General features: G+C 39.0%; 15 protein-coding genes. 5 read left to right on the top strand and 10 right to left on the bottom strand.

From position 1 onward, the window contains the following. Nucleotides 1-134: 134 nt before the first annotated feature. From SD427_RS06570 to SD427_RS06560, 3 genes are all read right to left on the bottom strand, one after another. Nucleotides 135-917 carry a porin family protein gene (locus tag SD427_RS06570; protein WP_320560478.1) on the bottom strand — a complete coding sequence of 261 codons (783 nt, stop codon included), beginning with the start codon at nucleotides 915-917 and terminating at the stop codon, nucleotides 135-137. A gap of 3 nt (nucleotides 918-920) precedes the next feature. Next, entirely contained in the window at nucleotides 921-1,583 is a 663-nt protein-coding gene (ubiE, locus tag SD427_RS06565) for a bifunctional demethylmenaquinone methyltransferase/2-methoxy-6-polyprenyl-1,4-benzoquinol methylase UbiE (RefSeq protein WP_320561026.1), read from the bottom strand. Nucleotides 1,584-1,655: 72 nt separating this feature from the next. Next, entirely contained in the window at nucleotides 1,656-2,225 is a 570-nt protein-coding gene (locus SD427_RS06560) for a hypothetical protein (protein WP_320560477.1), read from the bottom strand. A 100-nt stretch (nucleotides 2,226-2,325) separates the two neighbouring features. Between SD427_RS06560 and SD427_RS06555 the strand changes: the two genes are divergently transcribed. The 3 genes from SD427_RS06555 to SD427_RS06545 all read left to right on the top strand — a co-directional run bounded on the left by SD427_RS06555 (nucleotide 2,326) and on the right by SD427_RS06545 (nucleotide 5,529). Beyond that, on the top strand, nucleotides 2,326-3,393 hold the full coding sequence (locus SD427_RS06555) for a ketoacyl-ACP synthase III (RefSeq protein ID WP_320560476.1): 1,068 nt from the start codon (nucleotides 2,326-2,328) through the stop codon (nucleotides 3,391-3,393). Nucleotides 3,394-3,466: 73 nt separating this feature from the next. Next, nucleotides 3,467-4,672, top strand: coding sequence for a metallophosphoesterase (locus SD427_RS06550; RefSeq protein WP_320560475.1), 1,206 nt, complete (start codon nucleotides 3,467-3,469; stop codon nucleotides 4,670-4,672). Nucleotides 4,673-4,701: 29 nt separating this feature from the next. After that, the gene (locus tag SD427_RS06545; protein WP_320560474.1) at nucleotides 4,702-5,529 is read left to right on the top strand and encodes a class I SAM-dependent methyltransferase; all 828 of its coding nucleotides are present in this window, start codon (nucleotides 4,702-4,704) and stop codon (nucleotides 5,527-5,529) included. A 2-nt stretch (nucleotides 5,530-5,531) separates the two neighbouring features. Here the strand turns inward: SD427_RS06545 and SD427_RS06540 are convergent, their stop codons facing one another. After that, a complete protein-coding gene (locus tag SD427_RS06540; protein ID WP_320560473.1) occupies nucleotides 5,532-6,284 on the bottom strand; it encodes a polysaccharide deacetylase family protein in 753 nt (250 codons plus the stop codon). A gap of 80 nt (nucleotides 6,285-6,364) precedes the next feature. Continuing rightward, nucleotides 6,365-7,333, bottom strand: coding sequence for an NAD-dependent epimerase/dehydratase family protein (locus SD427_RS06535; RefSeq protein WP_320560472.1), 969 nt, complete (start codon nucleotides 7,331-7,333; stop codon nucleotides 6,365-6,367). A gap of 91 nt (nucleotides 7,334-7,424) precedes the next feature. On the opposite strand from SD427_RS06535, the gene ggt reads away from it, so the two are divergent. Further along, the gene (ggt, locus tag SD427_RS06530; RefSeq protein ID WP_320560471.1) at nucleotides 7,425-9,110 is read left to right on the top strand and encodes a gamma-glutamyltransferase; all 1,686 of its coding nucleotides are present in this window, start codon (nucleotides 7,425-7,427) and stop codon (nucleotides 9,108-9,110) included. A 187-nt stretch (nucleotides 9,111-9,297) separates the two neighbouring features. Beyond that, nucleotides 9,298-10,578 carry a dicarboxylate/amino acid:cation symporter gene (locus SD427_RS06525; RefSeq protein ID WP_320560470.1) on the top strand — a complete coding sequence of 427 codons (1,281 nt, stop codon included), beginning with the start codon at nucleotides 9,298-9,300 and terminating at the stop codon, nucleotides 10,576-10,578. Nucleotides 10,579-10,729: 151 nt separating this feature from the next. Here the strand turns inward: SD427_RS06525 and SD427_RS06520 are convergent, their stop codons facing one another. The 5 genes from SD427_RS06520 to SD427_RS06500 all read right to left on the bottom strand — a co-directional run bounded on the left by SD427_RS06520 (nucleotide 10,730) and on the right by SD427_RS06500 (nucleotide 18,324). Beyond that, entirely contained in the window at nucleotides 10,730-11,620 is an 891-nt protein-coding gene (locus tag SD427_RS06520) for a diacylglycerol/lipid kinase family protein (RefSeq protein WP_414017711.1), read from the bottom strand. A 5-nt stretch (nucleotides 11,621-11,625) separates the two neighbouring features. Then, on the bottom strand, nucleotides 11,626-12,453 hold the full coding sequence (locus tag SD427_RS06515; RefSeq protein WP_320560469.1) for an RsiV family protein: 828 nt from the start codon (nucleotides 12,451-12,453) through the stop codon (nucleotides 11,626-11,628). Nucleotides 12,454-12,536: 83 nt separating this feature from the next. Then, entirely contained in the window at nucleotides 12,537-14,468 is a 1,932-nt protein-coding gene (locus SD427_RS06510) for a transglutaminase-like domain-containing protein (protein WP_320560468.1), read from the bottom strand. Between the two features lie 23 nt (nucleotides 14,469-14,491). Then, entirely contained in the window at nucleotides 14,492-16,408 is a 1,917-nt protein-coding gene (locus SD427_RS06505; RefSeq protein WP_320560467.1) for a DUF3857 domain-containing protein, read from the bottom strand. Nucleotides 16,409-16,428: 20 nt separating this feature from the next. Further along, complete coding sequence (locus SD427_RS06500) at nucleotides 16,429-18,324, bottom strand: DUF3857 domain-containing protein (RefSeq protein WP_320560466.1); 1,896 nt, start codon at nucleotides 18,322-18,324, stop codon at nucleotides 16,429-16,431. Nucleotides 18,325-18,566: the final 242 nt, after the last annotated feature.

Raw genomic sequence — 18,566 nt, 5'->3', positions numbered from 1 at the left:
AGGTTTTGTATATTCTAACTGTTAGCAAAAATAACAAAATATTAATACTAACAAAAATAAAACGCGCTATATTTTGATTCAAAGCAAAAAGGAGACACAAAATGCATCTCCCTTTTCTATCTTAAAAATAATTTTTATTCAAATTTCAGCACAAAAAATACTGCTCTTGTCTGTAATGTCGACATGGCTGATGTCCAGTACGGAGGCGTGGCGGCATTATCTGCAACAATTTCATTATTCATGATAAAGGTACCCCTGATGGCCGGTGTCAGCTTAAATTTACTAAAGTAGAACTGGATCCCCATTTCCGCAGACCAGGCAAAATTGTGCGTGGTAGACCTGAATACCTGCTGAAAGTTATCATCCGTAGAATCTGAGTTGGACTGAAGGTTGACAATATAGTTTACCCCTGCGGCTACATAGGGCCTGGAGTTGTACCACCTCAAGCCGTGGAATTCCAACAGCACGGGAACATCTACCAAAGTAGTCTTGATCTCCCTTACACGGTCTCTCTCCGTTAAAGGGATAGGAATAAACGGATCGTTCGTCAAAGTCCCCGCAGCATACTGGTCATTTGACTGGGTATTGAATGTCAGCTGTCTCTGCCCGAATTGTAACCCCGGTTCCAGTCTTACATCCAGATAGTCGTTCAGCCTCCATTTTGCAATTAATCCGGCACCGAAACTGTAGCTCTCTTTGGATGTAACCAGGTTCTGGTTATTATTCATACCGTATCTTGGATTAAGAACGATACGGTAGTCCAGCCTGTTTCCGTTCAGATAGAACCCCCAGCTGAATTTCTGCTCGTCAAAGTCTTCCAGCTTATCCATTCTGTTCCGGGTTCTGAATTGCGCGTTTGATAACACGGCAACATTTACTGAGGCTAAAACCAGTGCTTTTAATAAAAATTTACTCATAGGTTACTTTGTTGCTTTATAAATTGTGGCTATACCTAAACTTAGTTTTTTATATTCAACTTTTTTAAATCCTGTATCTAAAAGAATTTGTCTCATTTTTTCCCCGAAAGGAAAAGCATTTACAGAATCCGGAAGGTATGTGTATGCCCTGTTATCCTTAGAGACCAGTCTGCCGATGGCAGGCAATACATTTTTAAAGTAAAACATATAAAATGGTGCTAAGAAACCCTCAACCTTTGAAAACTCCAGTATATAAACACTCTTGTTATCTTTAACCACTCTTCTTAATTCTGCCAAACCTTTGGTAAGGTTTTCAAAATTCCTCACTCCGAATGCAACGGATACCGCATCGAACCTGTTGTCCTCATAAGGCAGGTTCTCCGCATCCCCTTTTTGCATGGAAATTTTGCCGTCTAATTTAAGTTTTTTTATTTTAATAACGCCAACATTTAACATTTGTTGCGATAAATCCAAACCGATCACTTTGGAGCCTGTCCCCTTTTCAATGGTGATGGCAAGATCTCCCGTTCCTGTAGCTACATCCAGCACTTCCTGCGGGTTATCATTTTTCATCCACTTTACCAGTGTATTCCTCCATAAAACGTCAATTTTCATGGACAGCACATGATTCAGAAGATCATATTTCGGTGCTATGTTATCAAACATATCTTCTACCTGGCTCTTCTTCGTAGCTTCAGAGTTGTAGGGCGTAATTTTAGTAATATCTTTTGTCAAAACTTAAAACTTGTAATATTCTTTATAATAATTAAGGTAATCCTGTTTCCTGAAGATCTTTGATCTGGATTCCACCTGCTGGATGTTTTTGATCACTTTATCGTAATCTTCGTCCACATTGTAATAAAAATCATCAGTAAATAATTTACTGAAGCGCCTGGCTCCCCCAAAATACGGCTTTCCGTCAATCACGGTCTTATCCAGTGCCAAAAGTAATGAATCTTTTTTAAGATTGTATCCGTAATACTGATCATTGATGTAATAATCCTGATGGGCAATATTAATCAGCCCGCGGATTTTATTTACTTCAAAAGCAGAATCAAAGAGCATTTTTTTGTTACGGTCGAAAACTTTAATCGAATTTTTTCCCTTCTTAAGGTCAACGGGAACAGTCTGACCTCCTGCAATAGTACCTTCCGAACCGTTGTTGATGGTATAATAATAGGTATCCGGCGTAGGGTTATCCACTACATAATAATTCTTCTTGGCTAAAAACAGGAAGTAAACTCCGAATGCAACGATAAATGCCACAACTGCAATAACTAAGCCTTTTAAAGACGCATTGTTTTTCATAAGACTGTAAAGTACAATTTTTGCAAATTTAATAATATTTTTAATTCTTTGTTGTTAATATTAATTATTAACTTTGCCTCTTTAAAAATCATATAAACGAATGCCGAATACGATCATTATTGGTTCCGGATCTTATCTTCCCGGCAAAATTATCGGGAGAGACTATTTCTTAGATTCAGAGTTTTATTCAGATGACGGAATAAAGATTGATAAACCAGCAGAAGAAACGATTGCTAAATTTGTTGAAATTACAGAAATAGAAAACAGAAGATTCATTGATGAAGATCTTTCCAATTCACAAATCGGGTATGAGGCTGCGAAAATAGCCATTGCAGATGCCAAAATAGACCAGGAAGAGCTGGATTACATTATCTATGCCAGTAATTTCGGGGAAGTTTCCGTGCACGGATACGCTGATTTCATGCCGACTATGGCTGCTAGGGTAAAAAATAAATTAGGGATTAAAAACAGGAAATGCATTACCTATGACATGCTTTTCGGATGCCCGGGATGGGTGGAAGGCATGATCCTCGCTGATAACCTGATTAAAGCCAAAGTTGCCAGGACCATTCTGATCATCGGTTCAGAAACACTGAGCCGGGTAACAGACCCGCATGACAGAAACAGGATGATTTTTGCAGACGGAGCCGGAGCAGTGGTGGTAAAGGCCACTGACGAAGAAAATGTAGGGATTATTGCCCGCAACACGATATGTGACAACGGTCTGGAGCTGGATTACCTGGCCAACGGGCCTTCCATCAACAAAGAATCTGACCAGAGCCGCCTGTACGTAAGAATGCAGGGAAGAAAAATTTACGAGTATGCCCTTAAGAATGTTCCTGCCGCCATCAAGGAAACCATTGATGATGCTGGCCTTTCCATTGAAGACATCAGCAAGATCCTGATCCACCAGGCCAATGCCAAGATGGATTATGCAATGATCGAAAGGCTTCACAAGCTTTACGGCATCAAAGAATACGACCATTCGGTTTCCCCAATGACAATCCAGGAATTCGGGAACTCTTCTGTTGCTACCATTCCTACGATGTATGATTTAATTATTAAAGGAAAAATGGAAGGTCATACGTTTAAAGAAAAAGGTAACATTGTGATGACTTCGGTAGGTGCCGGAATGAACATCAATGCTATTGTATACAAATTTCCTTAATCTGTTTTAAACCAACAAAATAAATAAAAGCACAGGGAATCATTCTTTGTGCTTTTTTACAACCAGTTAAGTTATGCAAAGAAACTTTTTTATCATTGCGGTGATCTTCCTCTTTCTGGAAGTCTATATCTATCAGGCCATCAGGACGCTTACAGACAATTTCTGGCTGAGGACCGGCTACTGGGTTTTCTCACTGGCTGTCTACGGATTTTTCGCTTACGAAGTAACCCATTTCAGCAGAGCAGACAGAAGCATGGTAAGAGCCCAGATTATGATCTCGTTTTTCCTGGTTTTTATCCTGCCTAAAATTTTCGTGGTTTTGTTCCTACTGATTGATGATATTTTCAGAACCGGCAGCTACCTGATCGGGCTTTCAAGGCCGACGGAACATTTTTTCCCGGAAAGGAGGAAGTTTTTAAGCCTGGTCGGACTGGGACTGGGAGGCGTGCTTTCTGCGCTGTTCATTGACGGGATTACCTTTGGGCGGTACCGCCATAAAGTGAGAAAAGTAAAAGTAAAGCTGGCCAATCTTCCGGAAAGCTTTAAAGGCTATAAAATCATCCAGATTTCAGATGTCCACAGCGGCAGCTTTTCAGACCCGTCCAAACTGCAGCATGCCATTGACCTGATCAATGAACAGAAAGCTGACCTGGTGCTGTTTACCGGAGATATGGTGAATAATGTGGCTGATGAATTCAAGCCGTTTATTCCCCTGTTTTCACAGATTACAGCGAAAGACGGCAAGCTTGCGGTGCTTGGCAACCATGATTACGGCGATTATGTAAACTGGGCTTCCCCGGGTGACAAAAAAAAGAATCTTGATACCCTGATTGAATATGAAAAACAGGCCGGCTTCGATATGCTCCGTAATGAACACAGGATTATCGAAAAGAACGGTGAAAAATTATATATCCTGGGCGTTGAAAACTGGGGTTTAAAACCTTTCCCTCAATTCGGGAGACTGGATGATGCCTTAAAAAGTGTACCGGAATCTGCAGCCAAGATATTGATGAGCCACGACCCTACCCATTTCGATTATGTCGTAAAAATGCATCCCGGAAATGTACACCTTACGCTTTCGGGCCATACACACGGCATGCAGTTTGGCCTGGACCTTAAAAATGTAAGATGGTCCCCGGTTCAGTATAAATATTCCAAATGGGCGGATTTATACGAAAGCGAAGGGAAAATGCTGTATGTGAACCGTGGCTTTGGGGTACTGGGCTATCCGGGAAGGGTTGGCGTTTTGCCGGAAATTACGCTTTTTGAACTGGCTTAAATTATTAATTTTGTTTTAAAAACGGTATTATGAAAGATACGGGCGAAAGGCATATTTTAAATAAAGATTTTAAAAATAAACCAGAATTGTACCTTCACCTTGTGCATGTTGCAACATATGAATATGCTAAACAGTTTACAGCAGGTAAAAAAGTATTAGATTTTGGTTGCGGCTCGGGTTATGGTGCTAAAATGTTATCTGAAACTGCAGAATATGTATTTGGTGTCGATATAAGTCAGGAAGCTGTAGATTTTGCCAAGAAGGAATATATATCGCCTAATCTAGATTTTATTACATATTCTGGATTGGGAAATGAAAAATTCGATGTAATTACTTCTTTTCAGGTCATAGAGCATGTTAAAAATGATTCTGAATATATTACCCAGTTAAAAAAATTGTTAGCTCCAAAGGGAATTTTACTTATTTCCACACCTGACAGAAAAAACCGTCTTTTCAATTATATCCAGAAACCGTGGAACATATTTCATCTAAAAGAATATTCTTATAAAAGCCTAAAACAACTTCTTGAAAATCATTTCAGCACGGTAGAGATCCTAAAAATAGGTTCTGACTGTGACCTGGTCTTTGAGGAAATTGCAAGAACAAAAAGACAAAGAAACATTACCCTGCCAGCCACTTTATTTTTTTATCCTGATTTTGTTCGAATCACTCTGTTAAAAATGCAGAGATTTTTATTTGAATCGTTAAAAAGTATAAAGTCAGGTTCAATGAAATCTGAGAGTATCGATTTATCCAATAATACTTTTATTTCTGATTATACTTATGAAGATATCTTGTTTGAAAAAGAATTAAAATATTCAACAGACTTATTAGTAATTACCAAAAATGATTTATAAAATTAGAAAATATAATCTTTCATCCGGGAGGTAGCCATTTCTTTTTCGTTGATCCAGCTGAGAAGGTCACCCAGCTTGTCTTCTATTTTCTTTCCTGAATTCAGTTTCCTGTAAAACGGGATTTTAAACCGGTGTTTGTTAAAGTCGGTAAACTGCCATGTACCAAGATAGATCAGTACAAATTCATCATTTTTTAATGTTTCGAAAACCATATTCCGGTAATATTTCATCGGAAACATCTGAAATACAAAATCATTATACGGCAGCTGGCTGTATGGGGAAATACTTTCCGGCACCATACTCAACCCGTTTTCTTCATGAATTTCTGTATCTCTTTTCAGGCGTTTGAAAGGAAAAAGAATATTGGCATGATCAATATCTGAAATATAATTAAATTCCATCATTTTCAGGCTTTCCAAAGAGAGCTCATGATCTTTACGGCGAATGCCCCTGATCTGTTTCCCTAAGGATTCCTGTATTGATTTTTTCGCTTCTTCAATTTCCTGAAGTGTGGAATTTTTATGGTAAAAAGCAATTTCATGCCCTTGGGATGAAATTGCTTTTATTAAATTCTGAAGTCTGTCAGTTAATGAAACTTCTATAAAAAAAGTGGCTTTAACATCATGGATATCTAAAATCCTCAGGATGGCTTTTGTATTATCAACGGTGATCTGTAATCGCTCTTCATTTGAAATATGGAGACCGGTTTTCGTTTCAGCTTCAATATTTACGACGTTAAAAGTTAATAATACCATTTAAATTAAATTTTAGATGAATCATATAATCTCTATATTATCAGACATCAACACGCTTTGTATTAAAGCTAAAAGTCATCTTATGAATTTTTGTTCAGTTTTACCTTAAGGTTTTTAATCATATCCTGCGTCATTTCAGAAATCCCGAAATCATAGGATAATCCCCAGTCATTTTTCGCTACGGAATCATCTATGGAAGCCGGCCATGAGTCTGCGATCTGCTGCCTGAAATCCGGTTTATAATCAATTTCAAATTCCGGGATTTCTTTTTTGATTTCTTCAGCGAGCTCTTTCGGCGTGAATGACATGCCGCCAAGATTGTAAGAGGAACGGACGGTAAGGCTTTCTTTCGGGGTATCCATTAATTTCAGTGTAGCATTGATGGCATCATCCATGTACAGCATTGGCATACCTGTATTTTCAGAAATAAAACTGGTGTATTTTCCTTCTTCGATGGCTTCGTAAAAAATTTCAACTGCATAATCGGTAGTTCCCCCTCCCGCAGGTGTTTTCCATGAAATCAGTCCCGGGTAGCGTATGCTTCTTACATCTACCCCATGTTTGTCAAAATAATACTCACACCATTTTTCACCGGCCATCTTTGAAATCCCGTACACGGTAGTAGGATTCAAAACAACATCCTGGCCTACATTTTCCTTTGGAATCCCTTTCCCGAAAACGGCAATTGAACTCGGCCAGAAAATCTTCTGAATAAGACCTTCTTTTGCCAGCTCACAAAAGTGGATGAGCGGTTCAAGGTTAAGCTTCCATGCAAAAAGCGGCTGCTTTTCTGAAGTTCCGGACAGCAATGAAGCCAGATGATATACGGTAGTGATATCATAGTCCTTAATTACCTGTTTTACCAACTGTGTATTGGTAACATCCATTCTTTCATAATAGCCTGCAGAAGTAATGCCTTTCTGCCATCTGTCCAATCCTGAAGCAACAACATTTTCAGCTCCGTGAATTTCAACCAGCCTGTTTGTAAGTTCAGTACCTATCTGCCCTAGTGCTCCGGTAATCAAGATTCTTTCCGTGTGGGATTCCATTTTTCTATATTATTATTGATCTTGAGCAAAAGTAAATATTTTAAAGCCTATCTTAAAAACAAAATTGTAAATTCGGTTACAAAATCTGTCCATGAGAAAAGCATTTATTTTATTCATTCTGTTTTCCTGCACATTTTCAGCACAATACACTGACATCAGCATTGTAAAGGAAGTAAAGGTAAAAGACAAAGGGGTCGTGGTTTCGGCGCATCCCCTGGCCAGTGAAGCCGGCGCCCAAATCCTTAGAATGGGCGGAAATGCCTACGATGCCGTTGTCGCGACACAATATGCCCTGGCAGTGGTTTATCCGCAGGCAGGAAACATCGGCGGCGGCGGATTTCTGGTCGGCGTAAAAAACAACGGTGAGAAATTCACTATTGATTACCGTGAAACAGCACCTCAGAAAGCTTTTCATGATATGTATGTTGATAAGAATGGCAAAGCCGATACAGACCTGTCACAAAACGGCAGACTGGCCGTGGGAGTCCCGGGAAGCGTAGCCGGTTTTTTTGCCACTTTAAAATACTGCAGGCTTCCGATGGACCGGCTTATCCAGCCTGCTATCAACCTGGCAGAAAAAGGGTTTGCCATTACCGGGCAGGAAGCCGGTTTATTAAATTCGGGGAAGGCCTATTTTCAAAAACATAATACCTCTACTACAGCTTTTGTAAAAAATACCCCATGGAAAACAGGTGATATTCTGATCCAGAAAGAACTGGCGGAAACCCTGAAATTAATCAGTAAACAAGGTATGAAGGGTTTTTATGAAGGGAGAACTGCCGCGCTTCTGGTTGCTGAGATGAAAAAAGGCAATGGGATTATCTCACCGGAAGATCTTAAAAACTACAAAGCATTGGAAAGGAAAGCACTGGAATTTAATTACAAAGGGCATACCGTGGTTTCAATGCCACTGCCTTCAAGCGGCGGAATTTTACTGGCGCAGATGCTTACCATGGCAGGTTATGAAAATCTGGAAAAATACCAGCAGAATTCTACGAAAGCAGTCCAGATTATGGTAGAAGCGGAACGACGCGCATACGCCGACAGAGCCGAATACATGGGCGACCCGGATTTTATTGAAGACCGTACGGCTTATTTAATTTCTGACCCTTATCTTAAAAGCAGGTGGAAAAGCTTCAGTTTCAGCAAAGCTACTCCAAGCTCTGAAGTCGGGAAAATTATAAAACAGCCCAACGAATCAACGGAAACCACCCATATCTCTGTGCTTGACAAGGAAGGAAACGCGGCAGCGGTTACCACAACGCTGAACGGCTTATACGGAAGTAAAGTCGTAGTTTCGGGGGCAGGATTCTTCTTAAACAATGAAATGGATGATTTCTCTGTAAAACCGGGTGTTCCGAATATGTTCGGGGCCGTTGGCGGTGAGGCCAATGCTATCCGTCCGAATAAAAGGATGCTTTCGTCCATGACCCCTACGATTGTCCTGAAAAACGGAAAGCCGTACATGGTGGTGGGAACACCGGGCGGCACCACGATCCCGACATCTGTTTACCAATCCATTGTCAATGTGATTGATTTTAAATTAAACGCCAATACTTCTGTAAATGCACCAAAGTTCCACCACCAGTGGCTCCCTGATACGGTGGCTTTTGAAAGCAACTTTCCTGAGGCCACTGTTAAAGATTTGGAAAAACTTGGCTACAAAGCTGAAAACTGGAACCAGATCGGAAGGACAGAAATGATTCTGGCTGATGACAACGGGATTATTCATGCAGTGGCTGATGGCCGCGGCGACGATTCCGCAGCAGTGGAATGAGCAGGATTCCGGTCCTTTATGCCGTTAATTAAAAGTCTGGTTTAATCTTTCAGCACAATAAATCTTAGAAATTTCAGGGCTGTTCGATTCCTACAATAGAAAGTTTCGGCGGGGCTTCCAGCCCCGCCGAAACTTTCTATTACAGTCTCAGGTAATTTTCTTATTTTTCCGCATTAAAAAAAACGCATTGAAAAAGAAAAAAATTTACCAGCAGCTTTATTTCCAGGTCATCATTGCTATTGCTGCAGGCATCCTTTTGGGAAGGTTTTATCCCGAACTCGGTGAAAAGATGAAACCTTTGGGTGATGGATTTATCAGACTGGTAAAGATGATCATCGCACCTGTGATTTTCATCACCCTTACGTTAGGGATCGCGCATATGACCGACCTTAAAAAAGTAGGAAGAATTGCGGTTAAAGCCATGGTCTACTTTTTCACATTCTCCACACTGGCACTGGTTATCGGTTTGATTGTAGGGAATATCCTTCAGCCCGGCCATGGCCTGCACATTGACCCGGCAAGTCTTTCAGGCGACGTTTCACAGTATCAGCAAAAAGCCCATGAATCTACCCTCACCGGCTTCATTATGAATATTATTCCTGAAACCTTATTCAGTCCTTTAGTTGGGGAAAACATCCTGCAGGTACTGCTTGTGTCCGTTCTAATGGGCGTTGCCCTGGTCCTGACAAAAGAAAAGAGCCATAAAGTAACCGAATTTTTACAGGAGCTTTCGGCCCCGGTTTTTAAAATTGTGCATATGCTGATGAAGGCAGCGCCCATCGGAGCTTTCGGAGCCATGGCCTTTACGATCGGGAAATACGGCTTGCATTCCGTAGTAAACCTTATTTTTCTGGTGGGCACTTTTTACATTACTTCTGCGCTGTTTGTGGTGTTGGTGCTTGGCGCAGTTGCCTGGTATAACGGCTTTAACATCTTTAAATTAATGTATTACCTGAAGGAAGAACTTTTACTGGTTTTGGGAACAAGCTCTTCCGAATCTGCCCTTCCGGGAATTATGGAGAAGCTGGAAAAAGCGGGCTGTTCCAGAGCCATTGTCGGGCTGGTGGTGCCAACCGGGTATTCTTTCAACCTGGACGGAACCAATATTTATATGACGCTGGCTTCCCTGTTTATTGCCCAGGCGCTGGATATCCACCTTCCGATTGAGAAACAGATTATCCTGCTGCTGGTTGCCATGCTGAGCTCAAAAGGTGCCGCGGGAGTTACAGGTGCCGGATTTGTCACATTGGCAGCTACCTTAGCCGTAGTGCCGGAAATTCCTATTGCGGGAATGACCCTTATTTTAGGAATTGATAAATTCATGAGCGAGTGCCGTGCCTTAACGAATGTCATCGGGAATTCCGTAGCTACCGTGGTGGTTGCCAACTGGGAAAAACAGCTGGATAAAAACCAGTTGCAGTATTGCCTGGACCATCCGAATGAAGTGGAGAAAAAACTGGAAGTGTAATATGAAAACAAATGGGTTTTTACAGACAAAATCCCTAGCCCTGATTGCAGCGGAAATCCTTTTTTGAAGAAAAAGATTGCAGCGGAAAGCAGGAAAAAGCTCCTGAAAATAAGCGATAAGTAATGGGATTCACATGTATTGTTATTACCGCCTACACTAAAATACTCAGGCTTGAAGGCTGGACTTTGATATGAACGGGTGATTTTATTTTATTGAATTCCCCGTCCAGGTGCCAGTTTTTGGTATTTACCTTAAATTCCGCTTCCGAAACAGGCAGGTAGGTGATGTAATTATCTTCTCTCAATTTTTTGGTAAACATCCTGAAGGCAAAAAGTGCAGAGTAGGTCAAAGGGAATTTTTTCACCAGCACCATGTCCACCAGGCCATCGCTTTTGCTTGCCTGCGGCGCGATATAGGCGTGGTTGCCAAACTGCCGGGTATTGGCAATGTTTACCATCAGATATTTCCCGTTATACTGCTTATATTCCTCATTTAGAAATTTAAGCTTAATCGGTTTATACCTGAAAAATGTTTTCAGGGAGACTTTGATGTAATTTTTGAACCCGCGGGTTGTTTTTTCAAACTCCTTTACTACTTTCCCGTCGAACCCGGTTCCTGATACGTTGATGGAAAGCAGTCCGTTCACAGTAAACGTATCAATTTTCCTGGAGTTTCTTACTTTGAGCTTTTCCAGCAGTTCGTCCAGGTTTTTGCTGAACCGGGTTTCGTGGGAGAAACCGTTGCCGGAGCCGGCCGGAAAAATAGCCAGAACCTTGTCGGTATGAATGATGTTCCTTGCCACAGTTGAAATGGTGCCGTCCCCTCCGATAGCCACGAAAATGTCTACATCGTTGAAATGCGTCCGGATAAATTCATCTGTTCCGGGAATGGATTCTGAAATATAATACAAAGGGTTCTGTACCTTCGCTTTCAATTCATTGAGAAACGGCTGATAATTTTTCTTTGCCGAAAAAGGATTGATGATGAAGGCAACTTTTTCCATGGATGCAAAATTAGAAAATGCTTCCGGATGGGAAAGCATTAATATCAGTTAATTTTCATTCTTTCTTTGAATGCCGGATTTACCGTATCCCCAAGTTCCTGCCATGAAACCGGGATGGTGATATCCCCTGCAGCAAAAGCTGCAATTTCATAAGGGCTGTAATGGAAATACAGGTTTTTTTCATCAAAATAAAAATTTTCCGTAGCCGGGATTACGTCCACCAGAAGCATTTCTGAATTATTGACTTTCCCGCTGCTGTCGGTAGTCCCGCTGTTCATTTTGTTGATGTTTTTCATCAGAAGTGCCTCCAGTCTGCTTTCAGGCATGGAGGTAAGGTCTTTCAGCTCAACTTTTTTATTGTTCTTCAGGTCGAATACCCTTTCTGAAAACCCGTAATTATCATGAGCACCGCCTTCGTATGAACCCCAGACATATTCGATGTGAAGATAACCGTTTTTGTTGGATTTCATGTTCATGCCCGTATCGGAATACCATTCCTCAGAGAATGTAAAGTCTGAAAGGAAGTCTTTTGAATCTTTTTTGACCTTAGCAAAATATTCGTTTTTGTTTTTTTCAAGCAGTGCGTGAAGTCCGTTTTTAGAAAAATCCCGGATATTTTTATCCCCAAAATAAATACTGTCCAACAGGTTTTTATTCTTAATGGACGGGAAAACCAGCATCCTGGAATAATACCTTAATTTAAGGGAATCTTTTACCTGTATGGAATCTTTTACCTGTACGGAATCCACTGTAAATACCTGCGGCCGGCTGACTTCAGTTTTACCGGTATGGTCCGTATAGCTTTCAGATTTCTTACAGGCAGAAAAAATAAAGAAAGAAGATAGTGCGAGAGCGGCAAACGTATTTTTCATAAGTGCAATTTCTTTCTTACTTACATGCAAAAACCATTCAAAAAATGAATGGTTTTATAGTGATCCTTAAATTTATCGGTTTTCTATTTTTTCACCAGGCTTATTACCTGGTTTTCCTGTTTGGAGGCAACGCCCCAGATCTGCCTGAATGCGGGGTAATATTCTTTGGGATAATTCGGGCTTAGGACTTTTGTGGTAGAAATCACTTCCAGGGTCCTGCCCTTCTGTTCTGCAATGTAGCTGTACTCAATCTCCTTGTCATCGGTAATGATTTTCTTGTTTTTAGGCATTTCCTCAATGGTATAGCCGTCCGGGATTTCCAGGACAATCTTTTTTACGCGGGTAAAGGGCGACGTGAAATCAATCAGGTATTTCCGCGCGTCTGTCTGGTCAAATTCATTGGAATTTTTGCTCAGGAACAGCATCGGGTTGATGATCATTTTCTTTCCTATTTTATCAATCAGGTTTTCTGAAGAGAACTTCATGGTACTTTCAAAGTCCCCGTTTTCCAGGACTTTAGAATCTATATCATTGAAATCTATGGCAAAGTTATCTTTGTACTGTTTCCTGTACTTGTCGGCATTATCATCATAATTTTCTTTGGCAAACATAGCGTATGTTCCTGTATCGCGGTCCGAATAGGTTCCTGAAATGCTTCCGTCATCGTTGATTTTTGCCTGCGCCGTAAGATAGGTAAAGCTTGTTTTGGCATTCACCATGGACAGCTGCTGTACTTTGTCCTTGGCCATTAAAACCCCGAACTGGTTCCAGTCCCTCGGAGGCAGCTGGTCTATTGAAGACTGTTTTGCCGTAGCATCAAATAAATGGAAGCCGTCTTTTGTCTTGATTGCCGCAATCACAAAGTTCATGTTGGAGACATTGGGCGAGGCAACGTTAATCAGGCCGTTGCTTACTGTGGAAATGGTAAGCGGATCTGCTTTGATTCCTGATTCACGCAGCAGCATTACCAGAAAAAGATTAATTTCGGCAGCATTCCCTGTTTTGGTTTCCAGCATTTTTTTAATACCGTCTTCCGTATAAATCCCGCGGTCTTTATTCCATGTGAACGTGTTTTTCACATAGTTAAAAACGGCATTGGCTTTTGCCATTTCATCCGTTATTCCTGAAATCCCGGACGGCATATGTTCCTTGGCCAGTTTCGTCTTCTTCAATTCTCCTCCGAAGTCCTCATTTTCATACAGCCTTTCTTTGATCTGCTCCCAGGATGAAGAATACAGTTTCAGTTCCCGGAAATTGGTGGAATGCAGCTCTGCACTTATTTTTGTCCGGTAATTCATGTCATTATTGACGAACTTCTCACTTTTAAAGCCTTTTACATTTTCATAGCCGAACCGGTATGTCCTGTAGTTCACGCCATACATTGTCTTCTCCTCCACTTCCCGGTGCTTAGGGTTCAGAAAGCCGGTATAGTTCACATTATAGGCAATATTGGAAGGGCTGTCCAGAACATATTCGGTATACAGGGAAGGCGTATCGGTTTCAATTAAGATTTCCGGCACAATAAACCGGAACGGAGAATTCACTTCATACTGGTATTCGATTACCGATCCGTTTTTCACATTCGGAAAAGCAAATTTACTGATTGATACGTACTTGCTTTCTTTACTTTTGTATTTTGAGCTCTTATCAACTTTTGTGGTCACCGAAACCCCGTTTTCAAGGTTATAAGTAAAGGCTTTCATTTTGGAAAGTGTTTCCTGGCTGCTTCCGTTCTGATAAAGGGGCACCTCAAGATTCAGCCAGTCTTCCGCTTTATCCTTATCATAGATCTTTACCCTGTAAAATGCTTTTTTTACAAGGTTGCCCGTGTTGTTGTCGATACTGAAGTGCAGGGATTTGTATAGAATTTCTGCCGGAGCATTTTCATCCAGTGCCGATTTCTGTTTTGATAAATCGGCGTCACTGAATTCAGGGGGTTCAAGGAACCGGTGTTTCTGCGCTTCAACAAATATAAAATTCACTGAACAGAATGCCAGAAGGAGGATTTTTTTCATGGGTAATTTAAATGTTATTGATCTTAATTTTTAATCAAACTGATGACCTGGTTTTCACTGTCTGAAATGATTTTCCAGATTTGCTTGAAAAAAGGATAATACTCTTTGGGATAATTTTGACTAAGAACGTCTACTTTCGAAAGTACAGTAATTTTATTATCTGCAAAGTGTACTTTGTATGTATAAGATATTTCTTTATCATCAGTTACAATCTTTTTTGGCTTCGGAAGGTCTGAAACTTTATATCCGTCTGGAATTGTAATTTCCACTCTTTTTTCCCTTGTAAATGCTGAGATAAAGTCTATCTGATTTTTTCTTTCTTCGGTTTGATCAAATTGTTCATTTCCAACCGTAAGGAACAGAAGAGGATTAAGAATGATTTTACTGCCTATAACATCTATTAAAGTATTGCTTGAGAATTTCATCTGGGATTCAAAGTCTCCATTATCAAGCAGTCTTGAATTTACCTCTTTAACATCCGTCCCAAAATCCGTTTTAAAGGCTTGGTTGTATTTGTCCTTGTTTAGGTCATATTCATCATAGGATTCAATAGCATATAATCCGTTTGTTATTTGTGTAAAATTTCCTTTAATTTCTGTATTTTCAACATCAAGATTTGCTTTAATAAATAAATCCTTTTTGCTGGTATTTGTATTGGAAAATGATAAATCTGTACCTTTTCCTTTTTCTGTTAAGATTCCGAAGTCATTCCAATCCCTTTCAGGAAGCATGTTGACTTTGGAATTAAACGACGTAGCATCATAAAAATAGATTTGGTTATTGATATTAACGGAAACGATAACATGGTTGAGATTATTGATATTCGGAGTAGTGATATTTAAAATTCCGTTATCAACTGTTGAAATCAGAAGGGGATCCGCCTTAAGTCCGGCATTTCTCAAAAGTGCTGCCAAAAATAAATTGACATCTGCTGAATTACCTGATTTTAACTTTATCAATTGTCTTGAATTTTGACTGGTGATTACACCATATTGTCTGTTCCATTTATAATTAGCTTTTACAAAATCAAAAATCTTATTGGCTCTTTCAAGCGGATCATAGAAATTTTTGATATTTTCAGGAATTACATCTTTAACATTACTTTTTAGAAATCCTCCAAAATTTTCATTATCATAAAGTCTTTCTGACACTTTATTCCAATTTTCAGCAGTATCGTAAGTAAAATATTTTGTAGCATATCTTTTTACTTCCGGTTTTATACGCGCTCTGTAACGATCTGAATTTTTTACAAATAATTCTTTTCCGCTGGATTTCATATTTTCATATCCGAATCTGAAAATATTGTATCCCATTCCTAATCTGTCTTCTAAAGTGGAAACATGATATCTCGGTTTAAAATTATTACCTGTAGTATTAAATATATAAGTAATTGAATCAGGATATTCCAAATTATATTCCTGATAAACCACAGGAATATTCTGTTGAAGATAATGAGTGACGTTAAATATACCTGTGGTCACTTTATATGAATATTCTATTACAGATCCATCTTTAACATTTGGAATAGCCAATTTGTAAAATTTTAATCCTTTTACAACATTTTCTTTAAGTTGATCCTTTTTATTAATGGTTACTTTGTCTATTTTATTATCTGGATAATTATACACATTGACTTCAAAATCTGACATCATTTCGCCACTCATAACCGGAATTTCGATATTTAACCACTCATCACATCTCTTTTTATCATATATTTTAATTTTAGAATAAACGGTTTTTTCGCAAGAAATATCCTTAATATTATATCTTACACTATTATAAAGTATCTCGGCAGGAGCATCTTTTTCAATCAGGGAATGTGTTTTTTTAAGGTCTGCTTCATCGAATTTTGGATAAACAAGAAATTTATGTTCCTGAGAAAGACATACGTTGACAATCAATACTGATATCAGGCTTAATCTATGTAATGTTTTCATCATTTTTAAAATAGTTTTAGTTTTTAGGATTTTAAAGACATTAAAATTTTTGAATTATCAGCATTTAGAATTTTTCTTCTGAAGCTTACATAATCGTTGTATTTTTCTTTGGGATAAATGCCTTTATTAATCTGTATTGATCTTTTTACCACTAATTTATTTTCCTGCTTTTCAAAAGAAACCTTATATGAGCCGAATTCTGAAGTAACATTGCCATTCTGAGGCATTTCTTCAATATAATAATTTTGTGGTAACTCATAGGTAATTTCATACTCGTCCTGATAAGAAAATCTATTTTCGAAAGGAAGATCTCTGGCAGAGTCTTCATAATAAATACCGTCTTTATATAAAGGCACAGCCCTGAAAATAAAACTGTTGCCAACCGGTTTTGAATAATTGGAAGCTTTGAAATCCAGATTAAAATCTATTGCTGCCAGATTTTTATCATTATTAAAATCTTTCATTTCAAGATTTTCAAAATTTAATGTTGAAAATACTTTTTTCATCACATCAATTTTTTCCTTCTCCTGAAGCATAAGATACATCATATTGACATCATACTGCATTCCTTTATAAGAAAAATTGCCCTTTCCTGTAATGGTCTTATCGGGATTTAATTTAATATAGAGAGTCTGTTTTTCTTTATTTTCTTCGGCAGAGGAGATGGGTGTCTGCATAATATCAATACCGTCCGGTTTTACCATAAGAACATTTCTGTCTGTGGTGCTGTATCCCAGATGGTTGAAGGCGATTTGCTGTGATGTATTTTCCAGCCAGATGTTTCCTTTTTCGGTAGGAACCATCAGAATAACATGATTCCCTGCCATCTTAGGAAAATCTTTATCAAAGTCCACGGGCGAAGGGGTTGAATTGATAATAGCATAATATGACGGTATTCCGGCTTCATCCAGAAGTGTCCTCATGTAATTGGTAAGACCTTTACAATCGCCATAGCCTTTTTTCTGAACCTCATCCGGCATCATAGGCTGCCAACCGCCGATTCCCAAGGCCACAAAAATATACCGGGTCTTATTCTGCATATACTGGTATATTTTCTTCACTTTCTCTTCTGTAGTTCCTGATAAATGTAAGGAAGCAACTTCTGCTTTTATCTGAGGGGTAGAAATGGAAACAGGCGTCAGTAGATTCTGGTAATACCACATCCCGAAATCTTTCCAGGAAGCAATAGTTCCCTGCCTGCCTTCCAGATTGAATTTATCTAAAGAAAAACTTACCTTGGGCATAATCCGCTGAGGAGAGGGTACAGCATTGCCATTGTCAATTGCCGGAATATTCTTGTAGCTGTATGATTTATTTTCCCCGTCTGATTTTACATTCACAGAAGTATAATTGAATGGAGACTCATATATTTTTGAACGGAGATTGATTCCGGATTTATTGATAATCCTGAAATTACTTTCTTCCAATGAAATATTATAATCATAAAAAGGGATAAAATCAGGAATAAAAACTGTATTTTCATTGCCCAGTTCATAGCTGAATTCTACGGTATAGGGAAAGCTGGAAGAAGTAAAAGGAAGAACAAGCATTCTGCTGTTCGAGTAAAAAGTGCCCTGTGGGTTTGCCGCAATATCCGTAAAATCACTTTTCGAATAGCTTTTTACTTTAGCCCCTTTTTCATCGTAAATCACCACCTTTACATTAGAGACATTATCCCCTTTTTCATAAGAAATCCTGGGGAGTGAATAATTGATGGCATCCTTACTGAGAACTGTTATTACAGATGATTTTTTATAAACAATATCATCAATTTTATTGATTTCAACTGTAGTGTTCTCATTTCTCACTACTGCACCTGCATTCTTTTTGAGATTTTCAGGAATGGCAGCGACCGGATAGTTTTGGGCATAATAAAATGAAGTCACGGAAAGCGCTCCAATAAAAAGTATTTTCATCATAGTTATTAAAATTTAGCAAAAATAACGAAATCTTAAAGACTGTTAAAATTAATTTTAATCAAACAAAGTATAAAATCCGAAATAAACTGATAATTAAACTTTTAATTTAAAAAACAACATATAAAAATTGATTCAGAGCCTATTTAAATTTAGTTACAAGTATAATTTTTCGCGAGTTAAAATGATTGCGCAGATCTGGATACCAATAAAAATCTGCTGAATTTGCTAAATCTGCGAACGTA

This window comes from Chryseobacterium sp. JJR-5R, assembly GCF_034047335.1.
Classification (GTDB): domain Bacteria; phylum Bacteroidota; class Bacteroidia; order Flavobacteriales; family Weeksellaceae; genus Chryseobacterium.
The sequence above is the reverse complement of the archived record's forward strand: the minus strand, read 5'-3'. Positions and strand labels throughout refer to the sequence as shown.